Source organism: Streptococcus sp. SS4, assembly GCF_030440125.1.
Taxonomy (GTDB): Bacteria; Bacillota; Bacilli; order Lactobacillales; family Streptococcaceae; genus Streptococcus.
On the sequence record NZ_JAQFJM010000007.1, the window covers coordinates 1 to 24,655 of the forward strand.

Below are 24,655 nucleotides of genomic sequence, written 5' to 3' on the forward strand. Positions count from 1 at the left end.
TGCAAGTAGAGAACTTATGATAAGACTAGCTAGTCCTATTTCCTATCAGTCCCTATTATTTCCTTCGGTCAGTCTAAACTTCGATAAAACATAAGACTTACCATGGTGACATTTATGTCACTACTTTAAAATATTATACCATAAATCGAAGTGATTGCAAGTAGAGAACTTATGATAAGACTAGCTAGTCCTATTTCCTATCAGTCCCTATTATTTCCTTCGGTCAGTCTAAACTTCGATAAAACATAAGACTTACCATGGTGACATTTATGTCACTACTTTTTTATTTCTCGACACCTTATAATAAATCCATAGCTTGAGGAAAGCACCAAAAGCTAGTGACATGGCTGACTTTATTGAAAGGAGAAGTCATGTTTAACATATCTCTTAACTCATGGTGAGAGGGTACGAGATTTTAAAACTCACCAAAAATAAAAAAGGAAAACAATAATGACTAACAAAGAAATGAACACTTCTGATTTAGCCTAAGTAACAGGAGGCGGATGGAAGACTAACCTTGCCGTTGGAGGGCTCTGCCTAGCTTCAGGACCTATTGGAACTATGATTTGCCTTGGTGCCTACAACGGCTACATGGACTCTGCACGATAAAAAGAAAGGACATATGAATAATGACTAAGACAATTAACAATCGTAAACACATGACTACTCAAGAACTTGAAGCTGTATCAAGTGGAGTGGTTCCTTGGGTGGCTATTTCTGTTGGCATGGCTGCTGCGAAACTGACTTATGACCTTAGCTATGCTGCGGGTAAATCTTTCTATAACCTCACCCACTAACTAACAGAACTCACCTGATATCTCAAAGATTTTGAGGATGATAACTCATGAAACATACCATAAATCGAACAAATGATACTACTACTAATCAATCACCTAAAATGAATAACTATTTACTCGTAAAAATAGCTTTAGCTGGAATTATCAGTAGCCTACTTCTGATACTCCTAATCAACCTTATCTTTCATATACGATTAGGAACACCAATTATTGATGCTAATTTGAAGTCCGCTTTTGGTACTCTGATTCTCTTTATGCCTATTTTTCTTCTAACAGGAGAGAAAGAAAAAAATAAAGCATAGAAAGAGTGACTTAAACTGTCTTCAGGAAAACAAAAATACTCATCTTCCATTAAAAATGCAAGTCCAAAGGGACTTGCACTTTTGTTTACATATCTTGCATTGTTTCCAATTTAGCCAATCGTTTGGCTTCTTTTTTGCGTTCACGACTCTGGCGGAAGAAGTCTTGCATAATCTTAGCACACTCCTCCTCCATGATACCGGTCTCTACTTCTACGCGATGATTGAGACGCTCGTCTCGTAGGATATCGTAGAGGCTGCCCGCACCACCAAACTTTTGATTGCTTGCTCCATAGATAACTTTAGGAATACGAGCCAGGCCGATGGCCCCACTACACATGACACAGGGTTCAATGGTCACAAAGAGGGTACAATCTAACAAACGCCAATTGCCCTCGGTCCTATTAGCCTCCTGAATAGCCATGACCTCCGCATGCATAATAGCTTGATTGAGCTCCTCACGTGCATTGTGCCCACGACCGATGACTTCGCCATCTTTAACGATGACACAGCCAATTGGGATTTCTGCTTTATCTAGAGATTTTTCGGCCTCCTTAAGAGCTTCAGACATAAAAAAGTCTTTCTCTTCTTGGGTAAAATCAAGCATTAGTATCACTCCCGTTCCAAGATTTGCGAGATATTATCTCGCTTAGTCCTTCTATTATAGCATAAGAAAATCAATACCAAAGATCACCATTTTAAAGGACACAAAAAAAGCTAAGACGAATCATCCTAGCTTCAAACACATTAGTCTGGTGAGTCTTAGGAATCACACCAATGTGTTCCCCCAAGGCTAGACGAAAAGTCAACGACCGCTTAACATCCTAAATCATATGTCAGTCGGAGTGTCATAGTCAATTGTCTGTGAAATCAATTATGGACCTGTGGCCTCACAACAATAAACAAAAATGCAACTGCCTCAAACAATTGCAAGGATAGTGTTCTAGTTGTGATATTTCACACTTTCCTCCCAAACAAATAATGCCTACTATAAAAGTAACTTTTATAGCTTTTTCCTTACCCACCTATAGTTTATCACGAAACCTCTATCATTTAATTTAAAAATTGGTAATAAAACAATGATATAAATGAGAAAGAACTGTTAATTGTGTACACTGTTTTGGCTAATTAACCAAATAGCAAAAAACCATGTTATAACTGCATTTTAAGGTTTTTCGAATAACTTTCTCTACTCTATCTATACTTTTAAACCCCTATCATCCTAAGTCTTATCTAATTTTACTGTTTATTAGTCTAACAGGTGTTTAATGTTTTATCTCCAACAATTCTTCAAAACAAGGTATGGAACAAGATAATGATTTTTTTGGAGAGGTAGCTTCAAAGATAGGAGACCTAGATAGCTAGACAAAGGATAAACTAGAAGGGAAGTTCTTCTTCCAAGACGAGGTCAGCCAAGTCATTGTCAGGATTATTTTCCCTAACAGCACGCTGAGCACGACTCTCCAGAAGTTGGAAAGAGGAACAAAGCACCTCAGTAACGTAATGGGTTTGGCCATCCTTATCGTACTTACGGGTACGAAGCTCACCATCAAGAGAAATTAAACTCCCCTTGCTAGCATAAGAGGCTAAGGTCTCAGCCAAACGCCCCCAGACAACCACTGTAATAAAGTCAGCCTCACGCTCACCATTTTGCGTCTTATAGCGACGATTAACCGCAACTGTGACACGTGTAAAAGACCTATCGCTAGCAGTCTTAACCATTTCAGGAGTAGCTGTCAAACGTCCAATTAAAATAACTTTGTTATACATTTTTTTACCTCCACCTATCTATTCGTAAGCGGAAGTAAAAAATAGATTATTTTAAATAGCTTTACAGATTCCTTTGAGAGTATCCTTACTAATACTCCAATCTACATAACCAAATTGTCCTAATAATCCTAGTAAATAGAAGGTTATTACTTTTCTAGTAATACTGCTCTCTCAGATATTTTCATTACAAAAGTTGAGTTTTAAATTTTCTCTACTCGTTTAACTAACTCAACGTTTTTGAACTACAATTTCCCATGAAGCAGGGCCGACTTGTTCAAAGCGCGTCACAGGATAATCATTATCTGCAGCCCAGTTTGGTATACTTTCCGTTGCTTGCGTACAATCGAAAGCTATCAACAACTCATCACCTGTAGCTAATTCAGCCATTTTTTTCTTCGCATCAATCAATGGGAATGGACATACCAATCCACCCGTTTCAAGTTTTATCAAAGCCATATGATATTCTCCTCTTAATTTTTGTTGGGTTTTACAAAGATAATATAGGAAGCCGTCCAAACACCTAAAATAGTCACTGGTAAAGCAATCCATCCCTTACTAGAAAAAATTGCTGTAGCTGTTAAACCATTACCAATCGTACAGCCACCAGCCCATGAAGCACCTATTCCCATAAAAATACCCCCTAGTGTGCTCTTACCGATGGTTGACAAGTCTGGCAAGCGCCAACGAAACTCTCGAGAACCCTTTGCAGCAAGAAAGGAACCAAGAAAAATCCCCAATACAAGAAAAACACCCCAACCAAGCTGTTTACTATCTCCTGTAATAATATAACTAATTAGATGTGCTGAGGGAGTTGTAATCCCTAGCCCTCCAACACGACCCGTCAACTGACTAGCAGGCCAAGCAATAAAAGCAACAAGACCTATTAGAAGTCCTGCAAAATATTTATGGTAAGTTTTCTCAAAAAGATAGTGTCTCACTCCCTTATATTTTGATGGAAGCGAAGCAATCTGACGTCTGGGCTTACGTAACTCTCGAATGACAACAAAACTTGTTATAGCTACTAAGAAAACAAGAAAATACCAAACCGGAACTCCTAATTGACCAGCTAAATCATCATTAATTACCCATCGCTTGGCTATTAATTGATTCAAAGGAACAAGAAATCCTGATTTCATAGCTGCTGCACTTGTCATATAAAAGAATAGTGCAACCCAACTACCTAGGAGACCTTCACCGGCACGATACCACGTTCCTGTGGCACATCCCCCAGCAAGAACAATTCCAATACCAAATAGATAGGAGCCCACAATTGCTCCTAACACGGAAAATTCTTCATAAGGGTTTCCAATAATACCTAATTTAACCAGGGAAAGTACTCCTATACTTTCTACTGTGATTGCAATAAGAAAAGCGTAAAATAATGTATTATTACGTGCAATGTACATGTCTCGGAAACCACCAGTCAAGCAGAAACGAGTTCGTTGCAAAATGAATCCAAATATCAGACCAATGAGCCCACCAGAAAGAACAGTTGTAAGCATAAGTACCTCCTAAAATAAATGTTGATTACATTTTAAAAAAAATATTGTAACTTGCATAATCTTTCTTTTTTATGATTGGCTATAAACTTTCTTTATGACAAACAAAAAAACGGCTTATTTACCGTTTCTTGTCTTATTTACCCTTTCCAGTGTTTGGCTGGATCAAAAGCCTCACCAACTACTGCTGAATCATCAAGTTCAATAATACCACGTTTTTGTGGAGCATTTGGAAGGGCCAACTCACGTGGGGCACACATCATTCCATAGCTATCTTCACCACGAAGTTTACCTGGGAAGATAAGGGCACCGCTAGGCATCATAGCACCAGGGAGAGCTACGATGGTTTTAAGACCAAGCGCTGCGTTTGGTGCTCCTGCAACGATTTGGACCTTTTTATCACCGATGTTCACTTGACAGATGTTAAGGTGGTCACTGTCTGGATGTGCAACCATTTTATCAATTTGTCCAACCACAAAGACTGGTCCTTGTGTGTTTTCCAAACGCTCTTCAAAGCCCTCTTTAGCCAATTCCTCGTTCAAAACAGCTACATCTTGGTCTGACAAGAAAACTTGACCGTTACCTTCGATATCAATGAGGCTTGATGCTTCAAAAATATTCCAAGCAAGAGTCTTGCCTGTTTCATCAGCTGTGACACGCGCCACCTTACCTTTACGTTCTACGCTACGTTTGATGTCTTTAGTATCTTCCAAGATAACCAACAAAACGTCGCCAACTTGTTCCTTATTGTATGCAAAAATCATGGGTTCTCCTTCAATAGTTCTTTTATAGATTTTAAAATCGACTGACATGCCAAGAATCGTCATTACTACCATAGCGATAACTAATCTTGTCAATTTTCCAGTCACTCTCTGTTAATTTTACGATAAATTGTTTATGGTACCAAAAATCATTCCCATAGGAAAATTCGAGAAACATCTTAGCCTTACTCTTCATAATAAACTTAACTCGACAGGGCTCTAACACAAAATCATAGGTGCCTGGAGAACCAAAAGAAGCTGAAAAACCTCTTTTATAACAGCTATCAGTCAAGTAATTTTGAGCTAAAGGAGTCAACTTCACTTTAAATTCATCAAATAACTCCATTTCTCCAGAAATAGTCTGATGTGTAGGAAGATTATTTTCCTTTTTGTAGGTGTTTATTTCTTGGTGTTTTAGGAAGATATCACTTTCAATTTTGGAATGCTCTACTAAAACTTGGCATAATTCTTCGATGATCCTCTCATTTTTTTCTGTCAGATACTTTTCTTTGGTTTCTGAAATATCAAAAGAGATGTTAGGAAAGTGATTTATTTTCATCTTTTAAATCTCCGACAAAAAGGCATTGATTTCTTCTTTGGTTTTACGAGCTTTATTGACCAAGCGTCCCAATTCCTGACCTTTCTGAGTCACGACAAAACTTGGGATACCAAAAATATTCCAAGTTTGTGCCAAAGCCATATAATCATCACGATTAACACGCACAAAGGTCATATCTGGATGGAGGGCTTCAATTTCAGGCATAACGGGATAAATGAACTGACAGTCTGGACACCAATCGGCAGTGAAAAAGAAAACCACCTTTTGATCACTTTCAACATAGCTTGCCAGTTCTTCAAGATTCTTAGGAATAATCATGCCTGCTCCTCCTCATAGGTCAAGATATCCTCTGCATAAACAAAGCTATAGGCACGTCCATCCTCTAAGACGATACCTCCTGTAAGCCCTGGATTTTCCTTTTCAGTGGGATTTGTATAAAGGACTGCGATAGTCCCCAGGTGTGATAATTCTTGTCTAATATCTTGGATTAATGCAGCCTTCTTCATTTCTGCACGTGACTGTCTATATTTCTCTGCCATTGCCAAGAGACCTAAAGCTCCTACGCCTCCAGCAAACAAGGCCAATGTTTTACGTTTCATATGAAACATTTTACCATATTTTTAGATGAATGGGGAGAGGATACCTATCTCTTAAGAATCGTGCTAAAATAGTAACAAGTACTACTCAAGGAGGATTTTATGACTACCCTATTTGACAAGATTAAAGAAGTAACCGAACTCAGTGCCACTTCAGGATTTGAGGCACCAGTACGAGACTACCTTCGTAAAAACATCACGCCACTCGTAGATGAGGTCCAAACAGATGGTCTCGGTGGTATTTTCGGTATCAAGCATAGCCAAGCAGAAAATGCCCCTAAGGTGCTCGTGGCTGCCCACATGGACGAAGTTGGGTTTATGATTAAGGAAATCAAGGCAGACGGGACTTTCCGTGTCGTCGAACTTGGTGGTTGGAACCCACTGGTTGTCAGCTCACAACGCTTTACCCTACACACCCGTGATGGTCATGTTTATCCTGTTATCTCAGGTTCGGTGCCACCTCATTTCTTACGTGCTAGTGGAGGGGCTTCAAGTCTTCCTAGTGTTTCTGATATCGTCTTTGATGCTGGTTTTGCCAACCAAGAAGAGGCTAATGCCTACGGTGTTTTCCCTGGTGATGTCATCATTCCTGAATCAGAAACGATTCTCACAGCCAATCAAAAGAATGTCATTTCTAAAGCTTGGGACAACCGTTATGGTGTTCTCATGATTCGTGAACTCTTGGAAAACGTTAAAGATCAAGAACTCAATAATACTCTAATTGCTGGTGCCAACGTTCAAGAAGAAGTTGGTTTACGTGGTGCCCATGTTTCTACCACTAAATTTGATCCTGAGGTTTTCTTTGCAGTGGACTGTTCTCCTGCAGGTGATATCTATGGTAATCAAGGTAAGGTAGGTGATGGTACCCTTATTCGTTTCTTCGACCCAGGTCACATCATGTTGCCAAATATGAAAGATTTCCTTTTAACTACAGCTGAAGAAGCTGGTATCAAATACCAATACTACTGTGCTGCGGGCGGAACAGATGCTGGTGCCGCTCACTTGCAGAATGCTGGTGTCCCATCAACAACTATCGGTGTTTGTGCCCGTTACATTCACTCGCACCAAACCCTTTATGCGATGGATGACTTCCTAGAGGCACAAGCCTTCTTACAAGCGATTGTTAAGAAGTTGGATCGTTCAACAGTAGATTTGATTAAAAACTACTAAGACAAGGAGTAACCCATGATTATTGGTTTTATTGGCGTTGGAAAGATGGCGACAGCCATTATCAACGGCCTAAATACAAGCTCACATCGTATCATTATTTCAGGGTCTTCCTTGGCTCGTTCACGCCAAATTGCAGAGGAACTAGAGGTTGAAGCTGCTGCTTCCCATCAAGAATTGTTGGATAATGCTGACTTAGTCATTCTTGGCATCAAACCTCAAATGTTTGATAAGGTACTAACTGGCCTCAAATTCCATCAACCTATCATGAGTATGGCTGCTGGAGTAACCTTGGAACGCCTCGCTTCACTCACCAGTCCAGACCTTCCTCTCATTCGTATCATGCCTAACCTTAACGCTCAGATTCTCAAGAGCACTACTGGTCTTTGCACCAACGATAAAGTATCTGAGGACCTTTTGGCAGTTGCCAAGGAAATCACAGATAGTTTTGGAACTACTGTTGAATTGGCTGAGAAGGACTTTGATACCTTCACTGCCCTAGCTGGCTCTAGTCCGGCCTATATCGCCCTCTTTATCGAGGCTCTGGCTAAGGCTGGCGTCAAAAATGGCCTAAGTAAGCAGGTCGCTCTGACCATTGCCACACAGACGGTTCTAGCTACCGCTGAAAATCTCAGTCTTGGTAACGACAGCCCACATGATCTTATTGACAAGGTCTGTAGCCCTGGTGGGACCACTATCGCTGGTCTCATGGACCTTGAGCGTACAGGTCTCACCCATAGTGTTGTTTCAAGTATTGATACAACCATTGCTAAAGCTAAAAAACTATAAGAAAAAAGCTCGGAATCTTCCGAGCTTTATTTGATATATGGTGCTAACAATTGTAGGAGTAACATCATTGAAACCGCAATACTATTGTTAATCATATGAGCCATGATACAGTACTCTAACTTTTGACACTTACGATATACTGTCCCAAGGACAAACCCCATACCTGCATATACAATCCAAACACCGATGCTATTAGGCATATGAGCAAGACCAAAGAGTAAGCTACTCAAAATCAAGCCAACAATAGAATCTGGATTAAAGACACGTCCCATGAGGATCCCTCGAAAAACCAACTCTTCCACAATCGGTGCCATAATTACCGTAAACGTTATGAGAACAAAGGGATTCATATGGATGTTTTCTATGGTTGCCTGATTGGTGCTGTTACTGACACCTTCCATCATCATGACCATTGCACCAATCCTAGTAACAATGTAAATACCTAGGTAGGTCAAGCCAATCATCCCCCAGGCATTTAGGGAAGAAAGTGTCTTGAAGCCCTCAAGAAGACCCAAGCGTTTTCCCAAGAAAAGAGCTCCTGCGCTCTTGAGAAGTAAGAGAAAAACTAAGAGAGAGACCAAACTTGCATCTTTGACACCTAAATAGATGGTTGGACCTTGAATAATAATTAGTATTAAGAAAGCTAGTAACAAATAGAGAAAGCGTTTGAGAATTGACCCTTTGTTCATGAGAAGCCACCTCTTTTCATCATTTATTTGTATCTTTATTATAATACAACGCAACTCATTTGACAAGATAATAAAAGCACGAAAGGTGAATTTTTCAAGATAATATAGGTTCTTATCCTATTTTAGATAGAATGAGACGAATAAGGGCAAATCCCAATACTAAGCCATAGAGCAAGATAGATAAGACTGTAACATAGGGCAACTGAATATTGACAAAGGCATATAGGGCGATTAAAGCAAAGATAAGCAAAAACTCTAGAATCAGAGTTGCGACTGCTGACGCCATTAAAATCTGTTTATTTCGCTCATCGTAAGCTACAATATACATCCGATGAAGACGTTTTGGATGGGTAAGTGTCGCAAAATAATAGATTGACAAGACATAAACCCCAATGGTAAGTCCCAATACTAAACCTAGAGCATAATCACTAAGACTGTTAGAGCGAACAACAAACAATCCCAAAACACCCAAAGACAAAAGAGAGCAGGCTACTCGTGTAATATATTTCTTAAATTCGGCCTCTGTTTTTCTATTTCCTAATAACATTTTTATTAACATACCCTAATTCTCCCTTCATTATCCTTTAAAAGAGCAATATACATTTTTTCAATGATAACCTTAAACATTCACCTTAAACGAAAAGACTGAGTAGTACAACTATGCTATTGTTTAAAATATGAACACCCATACTGTACTCGATATGGTTAGTCTTATAATATGTTATCGCAAGACCAGCTGACATAATACCATAGATGATAATTGTCTGAAGCGTAAATGCTGAGTGACCGGCCATAAAGAGAAAACTGGAAATAACAAGACCCGTCTTAAAGTATTTTCCAAAGAGCACCTTGGCTAAGAGGCCCCTAAAAATGATTTCTTCCATAATCGGAATAATAAAACCGGCGACTACTAGGTAAAGATAGAATGGTACGTGAATAAATATCTTATTTAAAGCATCTTGATTTTCCATAGTCGCATTGTGTGTTAACTGACCAACAAAATACCCTAGAAGATCACCTAGGAAAAAGATGACGAGATTAAGAGAAGCAATCGCAACGAGACGTCTCCAATTAATCTCTTTAAGCGATAAGAGTTTAAATCTATAAGCAATCACGATAAAAATAGCCAAACTCCCTAATGCCCAAACACCGTAACCTATTTGCTCCACAAGTGAAAACTTACCATCCTGAGTAAGTAGCGGGAAAGCACCTAATAGTGTTAAATCTAAGATTAGTAGAGTGAGCGCTAAAACAATAACACCAATTTTCTTCATTACTTGTTTAAACATATCTTTTCTCCTTAATCTTCCTCAAAAATAAAGACTTCTTCAATAGTCTTTCCAAAATACCTAGCAATTTTAAAAGCTAGTTCCAACGACGCATTATAGCGACCTTTTTCGAGTGAAATGATGGTCTGCCTCGTGACTCCCATCTCATCTGCTAACTCTGCCTGACTAATCTTATTAGCCTTACGAAGTTCCTGAATTTTTGTTTCCATGTGGTACCTCAATCTTATCGTTTATTCTCAAATAGTTAAACTCCTTACTTTTCTTTATTAAGTTTACTTTACATATATAGTATAGTTTACTTTACATTTTTTGTAAAGTCTATTTTACATTTTTTGTGAAGTTTTCTTTACTTATTGAATTACACATTTATAGACATAGGCGAATGATTCTGTCAGAGCATTCAAAAAAGCTGGCCAATCACTCAGCCAACTTTTCTGGTCTTATCAAATTTTTGATAACTTATTTAGTTTTAAGGCGCTCAACATCACGCGCAATCACCAACTCTTCATCTGTTGGGATAACAAATACTTTAACAGCTGACTCTGCTGTTGTAATGTCGCCTACATGTCCAAAGACATTCTTTTCAGGATCCACTTCAATACCAAACCAAGTGAGACCATCCAAGACTGAAGCACGAACTTCTGCAGAGTTTTCACCAATACCTGCTGTAAAGACGATAGCATCCGCTCCGTTCAACACACCGAAGTATTGAGCAATGTATTTACGCAAACGATCCACATAAAGATCATAGGCCAAGGCACATTTTTCATCGCCAGCATTCTTACCAGCAATGATATCACGCATATCACTTGATTTTTCAGAAATACCAAGAAGACCTGATTCCTTATTAAAGACGTGACGGATACGCTCAGCATCTGCCATTTCAGGCTCACGGTCGATAACAAATGGAATAATCGCAGGGTCAAGATCCCCAGTACGTGTTCCCATCATAACGCCACCAAGTGGTGTCAACCCCATTGACGTGTCTACTGATTTACCACCATCAACGGCAGTAATTGAAACACCATTTCCCACATGGGCTGTGATAATCTTAGTTTCTTCAATTGGCTTACCTAACAACTTAGCTGCTTCTTGAGAAACATATTGGTGGCTAGTTCCGTGTGCTCCATACTTACGGACTTGGTAGTCTGTATAGTAACGATTAGGCACTGGATAACGGTAGGCCACTTCCGGCATAGACGTATGGAAGGCTGTATCAAAAACAGCAACACTCGTAATATCTGGGAGGAGCTCCTTAAAGGCCCGAATCCCTGAAGCTGCACCTGGATTGTGCAAAGGTGCTAAGGCTGACAATTCTTCAATCTTAGCCAAGGCATCTTCATCCACCAAGCTTGATTCTTTGAAATATTCTCCACCAGCAACCACACGGTGACCAACACCTGTAATTTCATCATAGCTCTTGATAATATCAAAACGAATCAAATCATCAAGCAAGATTTTTACTGCCTGAACATGATCAGCAATATCTAGGGTTTGCGATTCTGAACGGTCATCAAATTTTACTGTTGAAACAGAATCTTTCAAGCCGATACGTTCAATCAAACCCTTAGCAAGAACAACTTCATCTGGCATCTCATATAGTTGCCATTTCAAGCTTGAGCTTCCTGCATTAATTGCTATTGTTTTTGTCATAAGCCACCTCTTTGTAAAACGCTTTCAATAATATAGTCCTATTCTAACATGTTTTGCTAGAAAATGGAATTATCTGATTTCCATTTTTGAAAATTATCTGTGAAATCCTTGAGGATCTCTGGGTTTTGCAAATCGCTAAGTGGATAAACGAAGGTCTCTGGAGCATTTTCAGTTTGTTTTTTAAGTACGAAGATAGACTTCATATTATGTTTATTGCCAAAAGCTGCTTCTGGAAGAGTGATAACGGCAATAATATCAGCATATCCTGATAGCCATTTCTTAAGCAAGTCACTTTGTGGGCTTGTCAAAAGATTAGTTGGTGCCAAAAGAATAGCAATACCATCTTTCTTCAAGTACTTGAGTGATTGCTCCATGAGAAGGTGATGGGCATAGGTATGTTCACCAGTTGCTGCAACCTTGAAACGACTCGCAATCTCATCATTTGGGTAATATCCAACAGGTAGGTCACTGATAATAACATCACTCTCTTTGAGAATGTGTGGTCGAACAGCATCTTCTTGGATGTAAACTGCACTTGAATTCACCACATCAGCAATACTAGCTGACAAATCGATAAGGAGATCGTCAACTTCCATTCCCATATAATTAAGGGTTTTCTGACTATTATTTAGAAGGGTTTCAGCTAAGTTTCCTGTCCCTGAACCAATCTCTAAAATATCTAATTGGTCGTCCTTGGTCAAACCTTCGAGTAGGTAAAGAATGATAAATCCAATAGCATCTGGTGTAAATTGGTGATTGGCTTGTAAAGCTTCCAATTGCCCTAGTTTGATAAACAAGAACTGAAAAGCACGACGCCACTCCTCTTTACTTAGATCAAGAGCACGTAATTTCTCGTTGTTTTTGATGATGACTTCATTAGCTACCTCAGCCCCCAAATAATAGGAATTTTGCTCAATAAGTGCATCGTAAGCATGGGTTCCAAGATCATTTTCAATGGTTTGGACATTTTCTAACAACAGCTCAAAAGCTGTCTCAATTGCTTCAAAATTCATGATTTCCTCCGTCCTTCTATCATATCAAAAAGGGAAGAGAATTTCTATTTATGCTCCTGTTTCTTCACATAACGATAGGTCTTGATTTGGCCTTTACTGGCAACTCTAACAATCACTTGTTTGTCCTTAACCTCGTAGGTCGTAGTTCCCTGAGAAAAACTAAAAGCACCTGCTTCCTTGTCCACTAAGTCCATGGTCATTTCTGCCATGAGACGACTTTGACTGGAGGTCATTTGCGCTTGATTTTGTCTAGAGCTAGCAACCACCCGCTCCAGATAAACATGAAGAAGAAGTGTGAAAATGCCAGCCATAAAAAGAGCGTAAAGAAGAACGCCTCCCCTAACCTGTTTTTTCAAAAGCATAAACAAAACTCCTTTGTAGCCCATTTTTTAGAGTCACTTGGATGGTGACTATCTGGTTATTTTGACTTATCGTACTAGATTTCACATTGAAAAGCATGGGTTGGTAGCCTCGACCGTCAGCATTTGTTTTTCGAAAATCAGAGGCACTTGAAAGACCAAAAGCCAAGTCTTGATTATCCTGCTTGACATAGAGTTTGTTCCCCTCTACCTTGACCAACTGACAACCTTCTAATTCTGCCTCCATTTGTTGAACAAATAAAAGCCAGTCTTGGTTTTCTTGTTGCTTGACCTGCTTAACATTGCTCACCAATACTGTGGTCAGACCTTGATAAACTTGAATTGAACCAGCAATCACCAACAAGGCTACTAGACATTCCAAGAGGGTAAAGGCGCGAACCTTACTATTTAGAGACATGAATAATCTCCTTTCCTGATTCATAAACCGCGATACCTTGCTTGCTACGTTTTACTGTCACTGTGATACCATTTAAGGTCAACTGATCCTGTTTGGTCTGAACTGCCATGGTTGCCACACTCAAAACCTCCTGTTGGTGGAGATTCCTAGCCATTAACCTACGATTGGTATTGATTTGACCTAATATAAGACCACTGACAAGCACTAAGACAGCCATTGCTACCAGGCTTTCGATAAGAATATAGCCTCTAAGAGACCGTCTTTTTATATTTACCGCTGCCCATGTTAAGTTGATAGGTCACCACCTCCTTATCACTTGAAAAACGAATCTTGGTGAGGCTCGAGTTGCCTCCTTTAGCATCAAACATTAGCGTCTGCCCCTTATCAAGATGAATACTTTTAGGAATCACTAGACTGGATTTTCCGTTACTGATTTTATCCTTGGTCAACTGCAATTCAACATTGGCCCCTTCCGCTGCTGCCAAGCGCTGACTATCTCGGTATAGGTACTCAAAGCGCAGATAAAAAAGGTTAGTTTCAACCTGTTGAAAAATACCTGTCACTGAGCCTGACAAACTCAGAATGAGAAAGGCAACCACTGCTAGTGTCACCAGACTCTCCAACAAGGTAAAGGATCTAGTTGGCCACTGAGCGGCTTTCGCCACCATGTTTCGCATAGTAATCATTGTATGAATCTGCCTGTTTTTGCGTGATTTGACCTTCTGAAACAAGAGCTGCTAAGCTAGCTGTCTTGTTATTCTTCATTTCATAAAGTTCTGCTTGAGAATCCACGACCTTGACCACAGCCGCATTTCCAGTCTCTTTAACAGAATCCTTCTGCTTACTCAAGTTAGGAACAAAAAGCAAGAGGAGAATACTGATAATGAGAAGCACGACCAGCATTTCAATTAGCGTAAAAGCTCGTAGTTTAACGGCATTCAATTTTTTTAACATCATTTTCATGACATCATTCCTTCCATATTTTGATACATTGGTAATAGCATAGCTGCATAAATCATTACAATCACGACAGCAACAATAACAAAAATGAGGGGTTGCACAAAGGTTGTTGCCTTATTAAGACGGTTAAAGAAAGCCTGCCAAACCTCTTCAGCATAGACTTCTAACTCATAGCCCAACCTAGCATTGGCCTCTCCATAAGCAATAATTAAGGATAGCTCCTTAGTGAAAAATGGGTGAGTAGCAATTCGGTCAGGAAAACTCTGTCCTAGCATCAAGGCCTCTTCTAAATCAGCCCCCAGCTCACGAAAGAGCTTGGACTTTTGCTCTTGCATAAGAGAAACCAAGTCTAACAGGTCAATGCCTTGTCCTAAGAGGTTTCCCCATTCCCTAGCATAATAGGCGGTCGTATATAGCCTGACAGTTTGGCCTATGAAAGGGATTTTTGCCATTCGTCGATAAAAGACAAGGGCTGGCTGGTGTTTGACCCATAGATAAAGAATTAAGCTTAATACAAAAAGTCCACACAAACTCACAAAGAAGAGCTGGGGAAAGATTTGAACCAACTGTACAGCCCAATTATCCTTACCATCACCCTCTAACAGTTGAGGTAAAAGATAATTTTTAAGTCCTAACATAATCAGAATCAGGAAACCCAGGAGTAGAATAGGGTAGGTCGCTACCTCCATGAGTTTCTTACGAACCTTGGTCATGCGAAGCATGTAGGTTTCAATCTTGGTTAAACTCCCTAGAAGATTACCGTGCTTATCAGCAAGGGCAATCTGAGTAACAATATTGTCCGAAAAACCCACTGACGCAAACATCTGGTCTAGCCTGTCGCCTCGCATTAAGCTTGCTTTCATAAGAGATAATGACGATTCTTTCAACAAGTGACTTCGCTCCAAAAAGGCTACGATTTCAGTTAAAGTAAACCCTGCCTTTAAAAGTTGTTTGAAAAGCTGGATAACCTTGACTTGCTGATTAATCTTTAATTTTTTCCCCTTGGATATCCCCTTCAGTGAGATGTCCTTGTTGAACCAAGCCTTCCAACTGTTGGTTCCAGCTGGTTGACGAATGACTTTGGAAATTTTCACTGGCAAAATCAATCACACCTCCTCCCTTAATCAAACGCATATAGGCAATCCCTTGAAGAGCATTATCCAACTCAGACTTATCTACACCGAGGTCCAGAAGACGCTCATAAACACCTGCCACACTCTTTGCGTGAATAGTTGAAAGAACAGTCACTCCTGTCAGACTAGCTCTAATAACCGCTCGAGCAGTCTCCTTATCTCGAATTTCTCCAATAATCAAAACATCCGGGCGGTGACGTAGTGATAGCTTAATCAAATTATCATAGGTCATGTCAATTGCCTGATTTACCTGGAGTTGCAAAACATTATCCTGTTTAATTTCCACAGGATCTTCAATCGAAATCACCTGCTGTCCCTTAAAACGCTCCTGAACCAATTCATGCATAAGCGTAGTCTTTCCAGAACCTACGGGACCTGCAAAGAGATACAAGCCACGATAATCCAAAGCATCCATAATCGGCTGGATTCCTTGATTCCAATACACCAATTCTCGACGTTCGGAATGTAGAACACGAATAACTAAACTTTCTAAGCCGCGATAATCCCCAACGGTTGATAAACGCAGAGAAACCCTTTGACCATCACCACAATCATAGTCACAGGAACCTAGTTGACTCCTACGCTTCTCACCCACCATCATTCCCGCCACAAATTTAAAGTGACCAATAAGACTAGCCATGAAATCAGGCCGATATACATCAATTAATCTCCTCTCCTGGCCAACTCGCATATAGAGCTCGTAATTATCCTGACGTGGAATGACATAGATGTCTTGAGCCCCACAACTATCAGCATTTTTGATCATTTCCTTAGCAAATTCTGTTACCATAAGGACCTCCTCATAGACCTATTCGTAAAAAGTTTAAGAAAATGAAAAGAAGCCCGAAAAAAATTCGAGCTTCTGCATTGTTTAACGTTTAATTTTACAGTGGGCATGATTTGGAAGGTCATTTCGCTTTTCATATCCTGGACGGTACTTTTCCTCAGGAATTTCCTGCCAATCATCCAAAAGAGCAATCGATTGATAGACCTGCAGGTATTCGTTACACTCCTCACACCAGTGTTTATCCTCTTGGTCCCAAAAAGCAGTCATGACACTACTACGGCTGATATAACTTGGCAAGGTTTCTTCCATCGCAAACCAAAGTTTTTTATAGTACTTGAGGGCATCATAAAAATTTTCAAATTCCTTAGTACTGATGATATCTTCTTGCCAGCCTTCTAAGAACCACCACGGTTCCAAATCCCCTTTCATTTCAACTACTTGGTACATTTTTCTTTCTCACTTCATCTTTGGTGTCCTTATTATACAAAATTTTCTGGAAAAGATAAAAAAAATGGTCTTATATTTTATATTTATCAAAAATTGAAGAAATTCTAGTCATATAAATACGAAAAGAACTCACAATGAATTGTGAGTTCTTTTGATTTCGTTTTAGTCTTCAGATGATTCCACAATTGCTTCATCAACAGCAATGTTTTCAATAACTTCAACTTCGTTAACTGAAAGTGGTTCAATATTACGGTAACGAGCCATACCTGTACCAGCAGGAATAGTCTTACCAATGATAACATTTTCTTTAAGACCAAGGAGATGGTCTTTCTTACCACGGATAGCTGCATCTGTAAGCACACGTGTTGTTTCTTGGAAGGAAGCCGCTGACAAGAATGAATTTGTTTCAAGTGAGGCTTTCGTAATACCAAGAAGGACTGGACGAGATGTTGCAGGAACACCACCAGAGATAACAATATCCTTGTTAGCATCTGTGAAGTCAGAAATGTCCATGAGTGTACCTGGAAGGAGATCTGTATCACCTGGATCCATAACACGTACTTTACGAAGCATTTGACGAACCATTACTTCGACGTGTTTGTCACCGATTTCTACCCCTTGGCTACGGTAAACTTTTTGTACTTCTGCAAGAAGATAAGTTTCAACTGACAAGGTATCACGCACTTCAAGGAGACGCTTAGGTTGGATTGACCCTTCTGTCAAGGCTGCACCACGGTGTACTTCGTCACCCACTTCAACTTTCATACGAGCTGTAAATGGAACAACGTATTCACCCATTCCAGTCTTACCTTGAACGAAGACTTTCTTAGTACGTGTTGCGGCATCTTCTTCGATTTCAATAACAGTACCTTTAACTTCAGTGATAACCGCTTCCCCTTTAGGGTTACGTGCTTCAAAGATTTCCTGGATACGTGGAAGACCCTGTGTGATATCGGTGTTTGAGGCTACCCCACCGGTGTGGAAGGTACGCATAGTAAGCTGTGTACCAGGTTCCCCGATAGATTGAGCGGCGATAGTACCAACTGCTTCACCAACTTCAACCGCATCACCTGTTGCCAAGTTGATACCGTAACAGTGACGGCAGACACCGTGACGTGTGTTACATGTAAAGACTGAACGGATAGTTACTTCTTCAACACCAGCATTGACAATAGCAGCAGCCATGTCTTCAGTAATCAAAGTATCTGGACCTACGATTACTTCACCTGTTGTAGGATTCTTAACTGATTTCTTAGTGTAACGACCTTGAAGACGTTCTTCAAGTGTTTCCGTAACTTCTTTACCGTCAGTAATCGCACGGATGAGAAGACCACGGTCTGTTCCACAGTCATCTTCACGGATGATAACATCTTGGGCAACGTCAACCAAACGACGAGTAAGGTAACCTGAGTCAGCTGTCTTAAGGGCCGTATCAGTCATACCTTTACGCGCACCGTGAGTAGAGAAGAACATTTCCAAAACGCTCAAACCTTCACGGAAGTTTGAAAGGATAGGCAATTCCATGATACGTCCGTTAGGAGCAGCCATCAAACCACGCATACCGGCAAGTTGAGAGAAGTTAGAGATGTTACCACGAGCTCCTGAGTCCATCATCATAACGATTGGGTTCTTAGGATCTTGTGTCTCAATCAGACGTTTTTCAAGTGCTTCTTTCGCTTCACGCCATGTTGTTGTAACAGCAACATAACGGTCATCATCTGTCATCAAACCACGACGGAAGGCCTTGTTAATTTCTTCAACACGGTGGTGAGCAGCATCGATAATTTCTTGTTTGTTATCGATAACTGGGATATCGGCGATCCCCACTGTCAAACCAGCAAGTGTTGAGTGGTAGTAACCAAGGTCTTTCAAACGGTCAAGGAAGGCTGATGTTTCAGTCGTACGAAGACGTTTGAAGGTTTCAGCGATGATGTTACCAAGATTTTTCTTCTTGAATGGCGCATTAATTTCCAAACTATCAATAACTGTTTGGATATCTTGACCTGGTTCAAGGAAGTACTTATCTGGTGTACTATCTGTCAAGTTCTCATTTGTTGTTTCTTGAAGATATGGAATTTCTGCTGGAATGATTGAGTTAAAGAGAATCTTACCAACAGTTGTAACCATAATCTTGTGAAGTTGGTTTTCTTTCCAAGGTTTATCAGGCATGCTGTCTACTGCGATACCGACACGGCTATGCAAGTGAACATAACCATTACGATAAGCCATAACCGCCTCATCAATATCCTTGAAGACCATACCTTCACCCTCACGGCCTTCTTCTTCCATAGTCAAGTAGTAGTTACCAAGAACCATATCCTGAGATGGCGTTACGACCGGTTTACCGTCTTTAGGGTTAAGGATGTGTTCAGCCGCAAGAAGGAGCAAACGTGCTTCAGCTTGAGCTTCTTCAGACAATGGAACGTGGATGGCCATTTGGTCACCGTCAAAGTCGGCATTGTAGGCCTCACATACCAATGGATGAAGACGAAGGGCCTTACCATCAATCAAGACAGGTTCGAAGGCCTGGATACCCAAACGGTGGAGGGTAGGTGCGCGGTTAAGAAGTACTGGGTGTTCCTTGATAACATCTTCAAGAATATCCCAAATACGTTCATCACCACGTTCAACCATACGTTTAGCGGCTTTCACGTTACCTGCGTATTCACGCGCAACGATTTCACGCATCACAAATGGTTTGAAAAGTTCGATGGCCATCAAACGTGGCACACCACATTGATACATTTTAAGTGTTGGACCAACGGCGATAACGGAACGTCCAGAGAAGTCAACACGTTTACCAAGCAAGTTTTGGCGGAAACGACCTTGTTTACCTTTAAGCATGTGGCTCAAAGATTTAAGTGGACGACTACCTGGTCCAGTGATTGGACGACCACGACGTCCATTATCGATAAGGGCATCTACCGCTTCTTGCAACATACGTTTTTCGTTTTGCACGATGATACCAGGGGCATTCAATTCAAGCAAACGAGCCAAACGGTTGTTACGGTTGATAACACGACGATAAAGATCGTTCAAGTCAGATGCCGCAAAACGTCCACCATCCAATTGAACCATTGGACGAAGGTCCGGTGGCAATACTGGCAAAATGTTAAGCACCATCCATTCTGGTTTGTTACCAGACTTGTAGAAGGCATCAAGAACGTCCAAACGACGAACAGCTTTAACACGTTTTTGACCAGTTGCTGTTTTCAACTCTTCTTTGAGTTCAGCAATTTCATCTTCCAAATCTACTTGTTTCAAGAGATCTTGGATAGCTTCGGCACCCATTTTAGCGACAAATGAACCATGTCCATACTCTTGCAATTTTTCACGATATTCACGTTCTGTCAAGAGAGATTTTGGTTCAAGTGGTGTTTCCTTTGGATCAATAACCACGTAAGCTGCGAAGTAAATAACTTCTTCAAGCGCACGAGGACTCATGTCCAAAGTCAATCCCATACGAGAAGGGATTCCCTTGAAGTACCAGATGTGTGATACTGGTGCTTTCAACTCGATGTGACCCATACGTTCACGACGAACCTTAGCACGTGTTACTTCAACACCACAGCGGTCACAAACGATACCTTTATAACGGATACGTTTGTATTTCCCACACGCACATTCCCAGTCTTTGGTAGGACCAAAGATCACTTCGTCGAAGAGACCTTCGCGTTCTGGTTTGAGCGTACGGTAGTTGATTGTTTCAGGTTTCTTAACTTCACCATAAGACCATGAACGGACCTTAGTTGGTGAAGCTAGTGTGATTTGCATACTTTTAAATCGATTTACGTCAACCACTAGTATTACCTTTCTTTTGTTCTATTGACAATAGCAGCGCTATTCTCACCTTTATCAGCTACCTTAGCAGAGAGAGTGAACTCCCTCTCTAAAGCTTATTTTATTCTGTTTTATCTGAAGCTTCTTCTTTAGCTTTTTCTAATTCAGCAGCTTCTTTGGCTTGTTGTACACGTGCTTTTTCAAGATCATCAACGTGCATGACATCATCGTCTTCACCTTCATCAAGATCACGTAATTCAACTTCGTAGTCATCCTCATCAAGGACACGCATATCAAGACCAAGTGATTGCAATTCTTTAACAAGTACTCGGAATGATTCTGGTACACCTGGTTTTGGAATTGGTTTACCTTTAGTGATAGCTTCATAGGCTTTCAAACGTCCATTAACGTCATCTGACTTGTAAGTCAAGATTTCTTGAAGGATATTTGATGCACCATAAGCTTCAAGGGCCCAAACCTCCATCTCACCGAAACGTTGTCCACCAAATTGTGCTTTACCACCAAGAGGTTGTTGGGTAACAAGTGAGTAAGGACCTACTGAACGAGCGTGAAGTTTATCATCAACCATGTGGTGAAGTTTGATCATGTACATGACACCAACTGACACACGGTTATCAAATGGTTCACCTGTACGTCCATCGTAAAGGATTGTCTTAGCATCACTATCCATACCTGCTTCACGAACAGTATCCCAGAGGTCTTCTGAGCTTGCTCCATCAAAGACTGGTGTTGCGATGTGGATACCCAAGTTACGTGCAGCCATACCAAGGTGAAGTTCCATAACCTGACCGATGTTCATACGTGATGGCACCCCAAGTGGGTTCAACATGATATCAACTGGTGTACCGTCTGGAAGGTAAGGCATGTCTTCAACCGGAACAATACGAGAAACAACCCCTTTGTTACCGTGACGACCGGCCATCTTATCTCCGACCTTGATCTTACGTTTTTGAGCGATGTAAACACGAACAAGCATATTAACACCTGATTGCAATTCATCACCGTTTGCACGTGTGAAGATTTTAACATCACGAACGACACCATCACCACCGTGAGGTACACGGAGTGACGTATCACGTACTTCACGAGATTTATCACCAAAGATAGCGTGGAGAAGACGTTCTTCAGCAGAAAGGTCTTTTTCACCCTTAGGTGTTACCTTACCAACAAGAATGTCACCTTCTTTAACCTCAGCACCGATACGGATAATACCCATTTCGTCAAGGTCTTTGAGGGCTTCTTCACCAACGTTTGGCAATTCACGTGTGATTTCTTCAGGCCCAAGCTTTGTATCGCGTGTTTCTGATTCGAATTCTTCCAAGTGAACAGATGTATAAACGTCATCTTTCACAAGACGCTCACTCATGATAACGGCATCCTCGAAGTTGTAACCTTCCCATGTCATGTATGCGACGATAGGGTTTTGACCGAGGGCCATTTCTCCACCTTCCATAGATGGACCATCAGCGATAAAGTCACCTTTTTCAACAATATCGCCAACCTTAACCAAAGTACGTTGGTTATAGGCAGTACCTGAGTTTGAACGACGGAATTTTTGAATAGTATAAACATCAAGAGAACCATCTTCACGACGAACTTCAACTTTATCAGCATCAGAGTAGACAACTTTACCGTCGTGTTGGGCGATAACTGCAGCTCCTGAATCGTGGGCAGCTTGATATTCCATACCAGTACCAACATAAGGTGCTTTAGGATCAATCAAAGGCACAGCCTGACGTTGCATGTTGGCACCCATAAGGGCACGGTTAGAGTCATCGTTTTCTAAGAAAGGAATACATGCTGTCGCAACGGCAACTACCTGTTTAGGAGAAACATCCACGAAATCTACAAGGTGTGATGGGTACTCTTGGTTATTACCTTGGTGACGACCCATAACGATTTCTTCTGCAAATGTTCCATCTTCGTTCAATTTAGAGTTAGCCTGAGCAACTGTGTACTCATCTTCTTCATCAGCAGTCAACCAAACCACTTCGTTGGTTACTTTACCAGTTGTACGGTCAACCTTACGATATGGTGTTTGAATGAAACCGTACTTGTTAAGGTGTCCATATGAAGACAAGTTATTGATCAAACCGATGTTAGGTCCTTCAGGTGTTTCAATTGGACACATACGACCGTAGTGCGTGTAGTGCACGTCACGAACTTCATATCCGGCACGGTCACGTGTCAAACCACCAGGTCCCAAGGCTGACAAACGACGTTTGTGTGACAACTCTGACAATGGGTTGTGTTGGTCCATGAACTGTGACAACTGTGAAGAACCGAAGAATTCTTTAACAGCAGCAGTTACAGGGCGAATATTGATGATTTGTTGTGGTGTCAAGACTTCGTTATCTTGAACTGACATACGCTCACGTACGTTACGTTCCATACGAGCCAAACCAATACGGAATTGGTTAGCAAGCAATTCACCAACCGCACGGATACGACGGTTACCAAGGTGGTCGATATCGTCTACTTTACCGATACCTTCAGCAAGGTTGAGGAAGTAACTCATTTCAGCCAAGATATCCGCTGTTGTCAAAGCACGAACTTTGTCATCTGGGTTGGCATTACCAACAATTGTAACCACACGATCTGGATCATTTGGTGCAACAACCTTGAATTTTTGAAGAACAACAGGTTCTGTAACCACCGCATAATCGTTTGGTGTGTATACAAATTTGTTCAAATCACCATCCAAGTATTCTGCGATTGAATCAATCACATCACGTGTCATTTCAGTACCAGCTTCAACAAGGATTTCACCTGTTTCAGGATCTACCAAGTTTTCAGCAATTGTTTGTCCCAAAAGACGTGTCTTGATGTTAAGTTTTTTATTGACTTTGTAACGACCAACAGCAGCCAAGTCATAACGACGTGGATCAAAGAAACGAGCTACAAGCAAGCTACGTGAGCTGTCGGCAGTTTTTGGTTCACCTGGACGAAGACGTTCATAAATTTCTTTAAGCGCTTCATCAGTACGTGAATCTGCTGGGTTTTTGTGGATATCTTTTTCAATGGTATTACGAACCAACTCGCTATCACCAAAGATATCAACAATTTCGTCATCACCTGAGAATCCAAGCGCACGCACAAGCGTTGTGAATGGAATCTTACGTGTACGGTCGATACGAGTGTAGGCAATGTCTTTTGAATCTGTTTCAAGCTCAAGCCATGCCCCACGGTTAGGGATAACTGTTGATCCATAACCCACTTTACCGTTTTTATCAACCTTATCGTTAAAGTAAACACCAGGTGAGCGCACCAACTGAGAAACGATAATACGTTCACCACCATTGATGATGAAAGTACCCATCTCAGTCATAATAGGGAAATCTCCGAAGAAGACTTCCTGAGTTTTGATTTCACCAGTTTCTTTGTTAATAAGACGGAAAGTCACAAAGATAGGTGCTGAGTATGATGCATCGTGGATACGAGCTTCTTCAAGTGTATACTTAGGCTCTTTCAATTCGTAACCAACGAATTCCAATTCCATAGTGTCTGTGAAGTTTGAGATAGGAAGTACATCCTCAAAAACCTCTTTAAGACCAGTATCCAAGAATTCTTTGAATGAATCCGTTTGGATTTCAATCAAGTTTGGTAAATCAAGAACTTCTTTGATTCTTGAAAAACTACGACGGGTACGATGTTTCCCGTATTGAACGTCATGTCCTGCCAAGTCTTCTACTCCTTTTCTACATTCGAGACCTGCTTTGCAAGTCGTGCACTTTAAATATTTGTCTTCTGCCTTGTTCAGTTGCTTGTCCCATTAACAAGTGATTAAACACTAACATCCACTTATCTGATTAAGGATAAGCAAAAAACTTAGTTTGTGAATTTTTAGAACCTTTAAATATGAGTTACAA

The 24,655-nt window shown here is 40.7% G+C and carries 28 protein-coding genes and 1 pseudogene; 5 read left to right on the forward strand and 24 right to left on the reverse strand.

The window, feature by feature from the left end; all coding sequences use genetic code 11:
• The first annotated feature begins 450 nt into the window (after positions 1-450).
• The 3 genes and pseudogenes from PCY16_RS06895 to PCY16_RS06905 all read left to right on the forward strand — a co-directional run bounded on the left by PCY16_RS06895 (position 451) and on the right by PCY16_RS06905 (position 1,099).
• Positions 451-609: pseudogene (locus PCY16_RS06895) on the forward strand (class IIb bacteriocin, lactobin A/cerein 7B family).
• A 20-nt stretch (positions 610-629) separates the two neighbouring features.
• Positions 630-797 carry a class IIb bacteriocin, lactobin A/cerein 7B family gene (locus PCY16_RS06900; RefSeq protein WP_195413413.1) on the forward strand — a complete coding sequence of 56 codons (168 nt, stop codon included), beginning with the start codon at positions 630-632 and terminating at the stop codon, positions 795-797.
• A gap of 47 nt (positions 798-844) precedes the next feature.
• Complete coding sequence (locus tag PCY16_RS06905) at positions 845-1,099, forward strand: hypothetical protein (RefSeq protein WP_070576689.1); 255 nt, start codon at positions 845-847, stop codon at positions 1,097-1,099.
• Between the two features lie 85 nt (positions 1,100-1,184).
• Here the strand turns inward: PCY16_RS06905 and tadA are convergent, their stop codons facing one another.
• From tadA to PCY16_RS06945, 8 genes are all read right to left on the reverse strand, one after another.
• Positions 1,185-1,703 (reverse strand): tRNA adenosine(34) deaminase TadA, encoded by a 519-nt coding sequence (gene tadA / locus PCY16_RS06910; RefSeq protein WP_060971580.1) that lies wholly within the window; start codon positions 1,701-1,703, stop codon positions 1,185-1,187.
• Between the two features lie 770 nt (positions 1,704-2,473).
• A complete protein-coding gene (locus PCY16_RS06915; RefSeq protein WP_002885697.1) occupies positions 2,474-2,866 on the reverse strand; it encodes a single-stranded DNA-binding protein in 393 nt (130 codons plus the stop codon).
• A gap of 228 nt (positions 2,867-3,094) precedes the next feature.
• A complete protein-coding gene (locus tag PCY16_RS06920; protein ID WP_003095911.1) occupies positions 3,095-3,322 on the reverse strand; it encodes a sulfurtransferase TusA family protein in 228 nt (75 codons plus the stop codon).
• Between the two features lie 14 nt (positions 3,323-3,336).
• Positions 3,337-4,368: a YeeE/YedE family protein gene (locus PCY16_RS06925; RefSeq protein WP_060971581.1), complete on the reverse strand. Its 1,032-nt coding sequence runs from the start codon at positions 4,366-4,368 to the stop codon at positions 3,337-3,339.
• A gap of 137 nt (positions 4,369-4,505) precedes the next feature.
• Complete coding sequence (gene ytpR / locus PCY16_RS06930) at positions 4,506-5,129, reverse strand: YtpR family tRNA-binding protein (protein ID WP_060971582.1); 624 nt, start codon at positions 5,127-5,129, stop codon at positions 4,506-4,508.
• Positions 5,130-5,160: 31 nt separating this feature from the next.
• Entirely contained in the window at positions 5,161-5,685 is a 525-nt protein-coding gene (locus PCY16_RS06935) for a hypothetical protein (RefSeq protein WP_060971583.1), read from the reverse strand.
• Positions 5,686-5,688: 3 nt separating this feature from the next.
• Positions 5,689-6,003, reverse strand: coding sequence for a thioredoxin family protein (locus tag PCY16_RS06940; protein ID WP_002887006.1), 315 nt, complete (start codon positions 6,001-6,003; stop codon positions 5,689-5,691).
• Positions 6,000-6,284: a DUF4651 domain-containing protein gene (locus PCY16_RS06945; protein WP_060971584.1), complete on the reverse strand. Its 285-nt coding sequence runs from the start codon at positions 6,282-6,284 to the stop codon at positions 6,000-6,002. Before PCY16_RS06945 ends, PCY16_RS06940 begins: the two co-directional genes overlap by 4 nt.
• A 99-nt stretch (positions 6,285-6,383) precedes the next feature.
• Between PCY16_RS06945 and pepA the strand changes: the two genes are divergently transcribed.
• The gene (gene pepA / locus PCY16_RS06950; protein WP_155124421.1) at positions 6,384-7,451 is read left to right on the forward strand and encodes a glutamyl aminopeptidase; all 1,068 of its coding nucleotides are present in this window, start codon (positions 6,384-6,386) and stop codon (positions 7,449-7,451) included.
• A gap of 15 nt (positions 7,452-7,466) precedes the next feature.
• Positions 7,467-8,237 carry a pyrroline-5-carboxylate reductase gene (proC, locus tag PCY16_RS06955; RefSeq protein ID WP_060971586.1) on the forward strand — a complete coding sequence of 257 codons (771 nt, stop codon included), beginning with the start codon at positions 7,467-7,469 and terminating at the stop codon, positions 8,235-8,237.
• A 26-nt stretch (positions 8,238-8,263) separates the two neighbouring features.
• Here the strand turns inward: proC and PCY16_RS06960 are convergent, their stop codons facing one another.
• The 16 genes from PCY16_RS06960 to rpoB form a co-directional block, all read right to left on the reverse strand.
• Positions 8,264-8,926: a CPBP family intramembrane glutamic endopeptidase gene (locus tag PCY16_RS06960; protein ID WP_060971587.1), complete on the reverse strand. Its 663-nt coding sequence runs from the start codon at positions 8,924-8,926 to the stop codon at positions 8,264-8,266.
• A 112-nt stretch (positions 8,927-9,038) separates the two neighbouring features.
• Positions 9,039-9,485, reverse strand: coding sequence for a hypothetical protein (locus tag PCY16_RS06965; RefSeq protein ID WP_060971588.1), 447 nt, complete (start codon positions 9,483-9,485; stop codon positions 9,039-9,041).
• Between the two features lie 73 nt (positions 9,486-9,558).
• The gene (locus tag PCY16_RS06970) at positions 9,559-10,215 is read right to left on the reverse strand and encodes a CPBP family intramembrane glutamic endopeptidase (protein WP_060971589.1); all 657 of its coding nucleotides are present in this window, start codon (positions 10,213-10,215) and stop codon (positions 9,559-9,561) included.
• An 11-nt stretch (positions 10,216-10,226) separates the two neighbouring features.
• Positions 10,227-10,424 carry a helix-turn-helix transcriptional regulator gene (locus tag PCY16_RS06975; protein ID WP_002885716.1) on the reverse strand — a complete coding sequence of 66 codons (198 nt, stop codon included), beginning with the start codon at positions 10,422-10,424 and terminating at the stop codon, positions 10,227-10,229.
• 250 nt (positions 10,425-10,674) lie between these two features.
• Positions 10,675-11,868: an acetate kinase gene (locus tag PCY16_RS06980; protein WP_002885831.1), complete on the reverse strand. Its 1,194-nt coding sequence runs from the start codon at positions 11,866-11,868 to the stop codon at positions 10,675-10,677.
• Positions 11,869-11,924: 56 nt separating this feature from the next.
• The gene (locus PCY16_RS06985; protein ID WP_037601477.1) at positions 11,925-12,881 is read right to left on the reverse strand and encodes a class I SAM-dependent methyltransferase; all 957 of its coding nucleotides are present in this window, start codon (positions 12,879-12,881) and stop codon (positions 11,925-11,927) included.
• A 44-nt stretch (positions 12,882-12,925) separates the two neighbouring features.
• A complete protein-coding gene (gene comGG, locus PCY16_RS06990) occupies positions 12,926-13,243 on the reverse strand; it encodes a competence type IV pilus minor pilin ComGG (protein ID WP_060971590.1) in 318 nt (105 codons plus the stop codon).
• Positions 13,221-13,658, reverse strand: coding sequence for a competence type IV pilus minor pilin ComGF (gene comGF / locus PCY16_RS06995; protein WP_060971591.1), 438 nt, complete (start codon positions 13,656-13,658; stop codon positions 13,221-13,223). The genes comGG and comGF overlap by 23 nt, the downstream gene beginning before the upstream one ends.
• Positions 13,645-13,875: a competence type IV pilus minor pilin ComGE gene (gene comGE / locus PCY16_RS07000; RefSeq protein WP_060971592.1), complete on the reverse strand. Its 231-nt coding sequence runs from the start codon at positions 13,873-13,875 to the stop codon at positions 13,645-13,647. Before comGE ends, comGF begins: the two co-directional genes overlap by 14 nt.
• 31 nt (positions 13,876-13,906) lie before the next feature.
• Positions 13,907-14,335, reverse strand: coding sequence for a competence type IV pilus minor pilin ComGD (gene comGD / locus PCY16_RS07005; RefSeq protein WP_267472011.1), 429 nt, complete (start codon positions 14,333-14,335; stop codon positions 13,907-13,909).
• Positions 14,295-14,621, reverse strand: a complete 327-nt coding sequence (gene comGC, locus PCY16_RS07010) for a competence type IV pilus major pilin ComGC (protein WP_002885815.1) — start codon at positions 14,619-14,621, stop codon at positions 14,295-14,297. The genes comGD and comGC overlap by 41 nt, the downstream gene beginning before the upstream one ends.
• The gene (comGB, locus tag PCY16_RS07015; protein ID WP_155124425.1) at positions 14,618-15,718 is read right to left on the reverse strand and encodes a competence type IV pilus assembly protein ComGB; all 1,101 of its coding nucleotides are present in this window, start codon (positions 15,716-15,718) and stop codon (positions 14,618-14,620) included. Before comGB ends, comGC begins: the two co-directional genes overlap by 4 nt.
• Positions 15,600-16,541 carry a competence type IV pilus ATPase ComGA gene (gene comGA / locus PCY16_RS07020; protein WP_060971595.1) on the reverse strand — a complete coding sequence of 314 codons (942 nt, stop codon included), beginning with the start codon at positions 16,539-16,541 and terminating at the stop codon, positions 15,600-15,602. Before comGA ends, comGB begins: the two co-directional genes overlap by 119 nt.
• An 81-nt stretch (positions 16,542-16,622) precedes the next feature.
• Complete coding sequence (locus PCY16_RS07025) at positions 16,623-16,985, reverse strand: DUF1033 family protein (RefSeq protein WP_195413414.1); 363 nt, start codon at positions 16,983-16,985, stop codon at positions 16,623-16,625.
• Positions 16,986-17,147: 162 nt separating this feature from the next.
• Entirely contained in the window at positions 17,148-20,786 is a 3,639-nt protein-coding gene (gene rpoC / locus PCY16_RS07030; protein WP_195413415.1) for a DNA-directed RNA polymerase subunit beta', read from the reverse strand.
• 100 nt (positions 20,787-20,886) lie between these two features.
• Positions 20,887-24,468, reverse strand: coding sequence for a DNA-directed RNA polymerase subunit beta (rpoB, locus tag PCY16_RS07035; protein ID WP_195413416.1), 3,582 nt, complete (start codon positions 24,466-24,468; stop codon positions 20,887-20,889).
• Positions 24,469-24,655 lie beyond the last annotated feature (187 nt).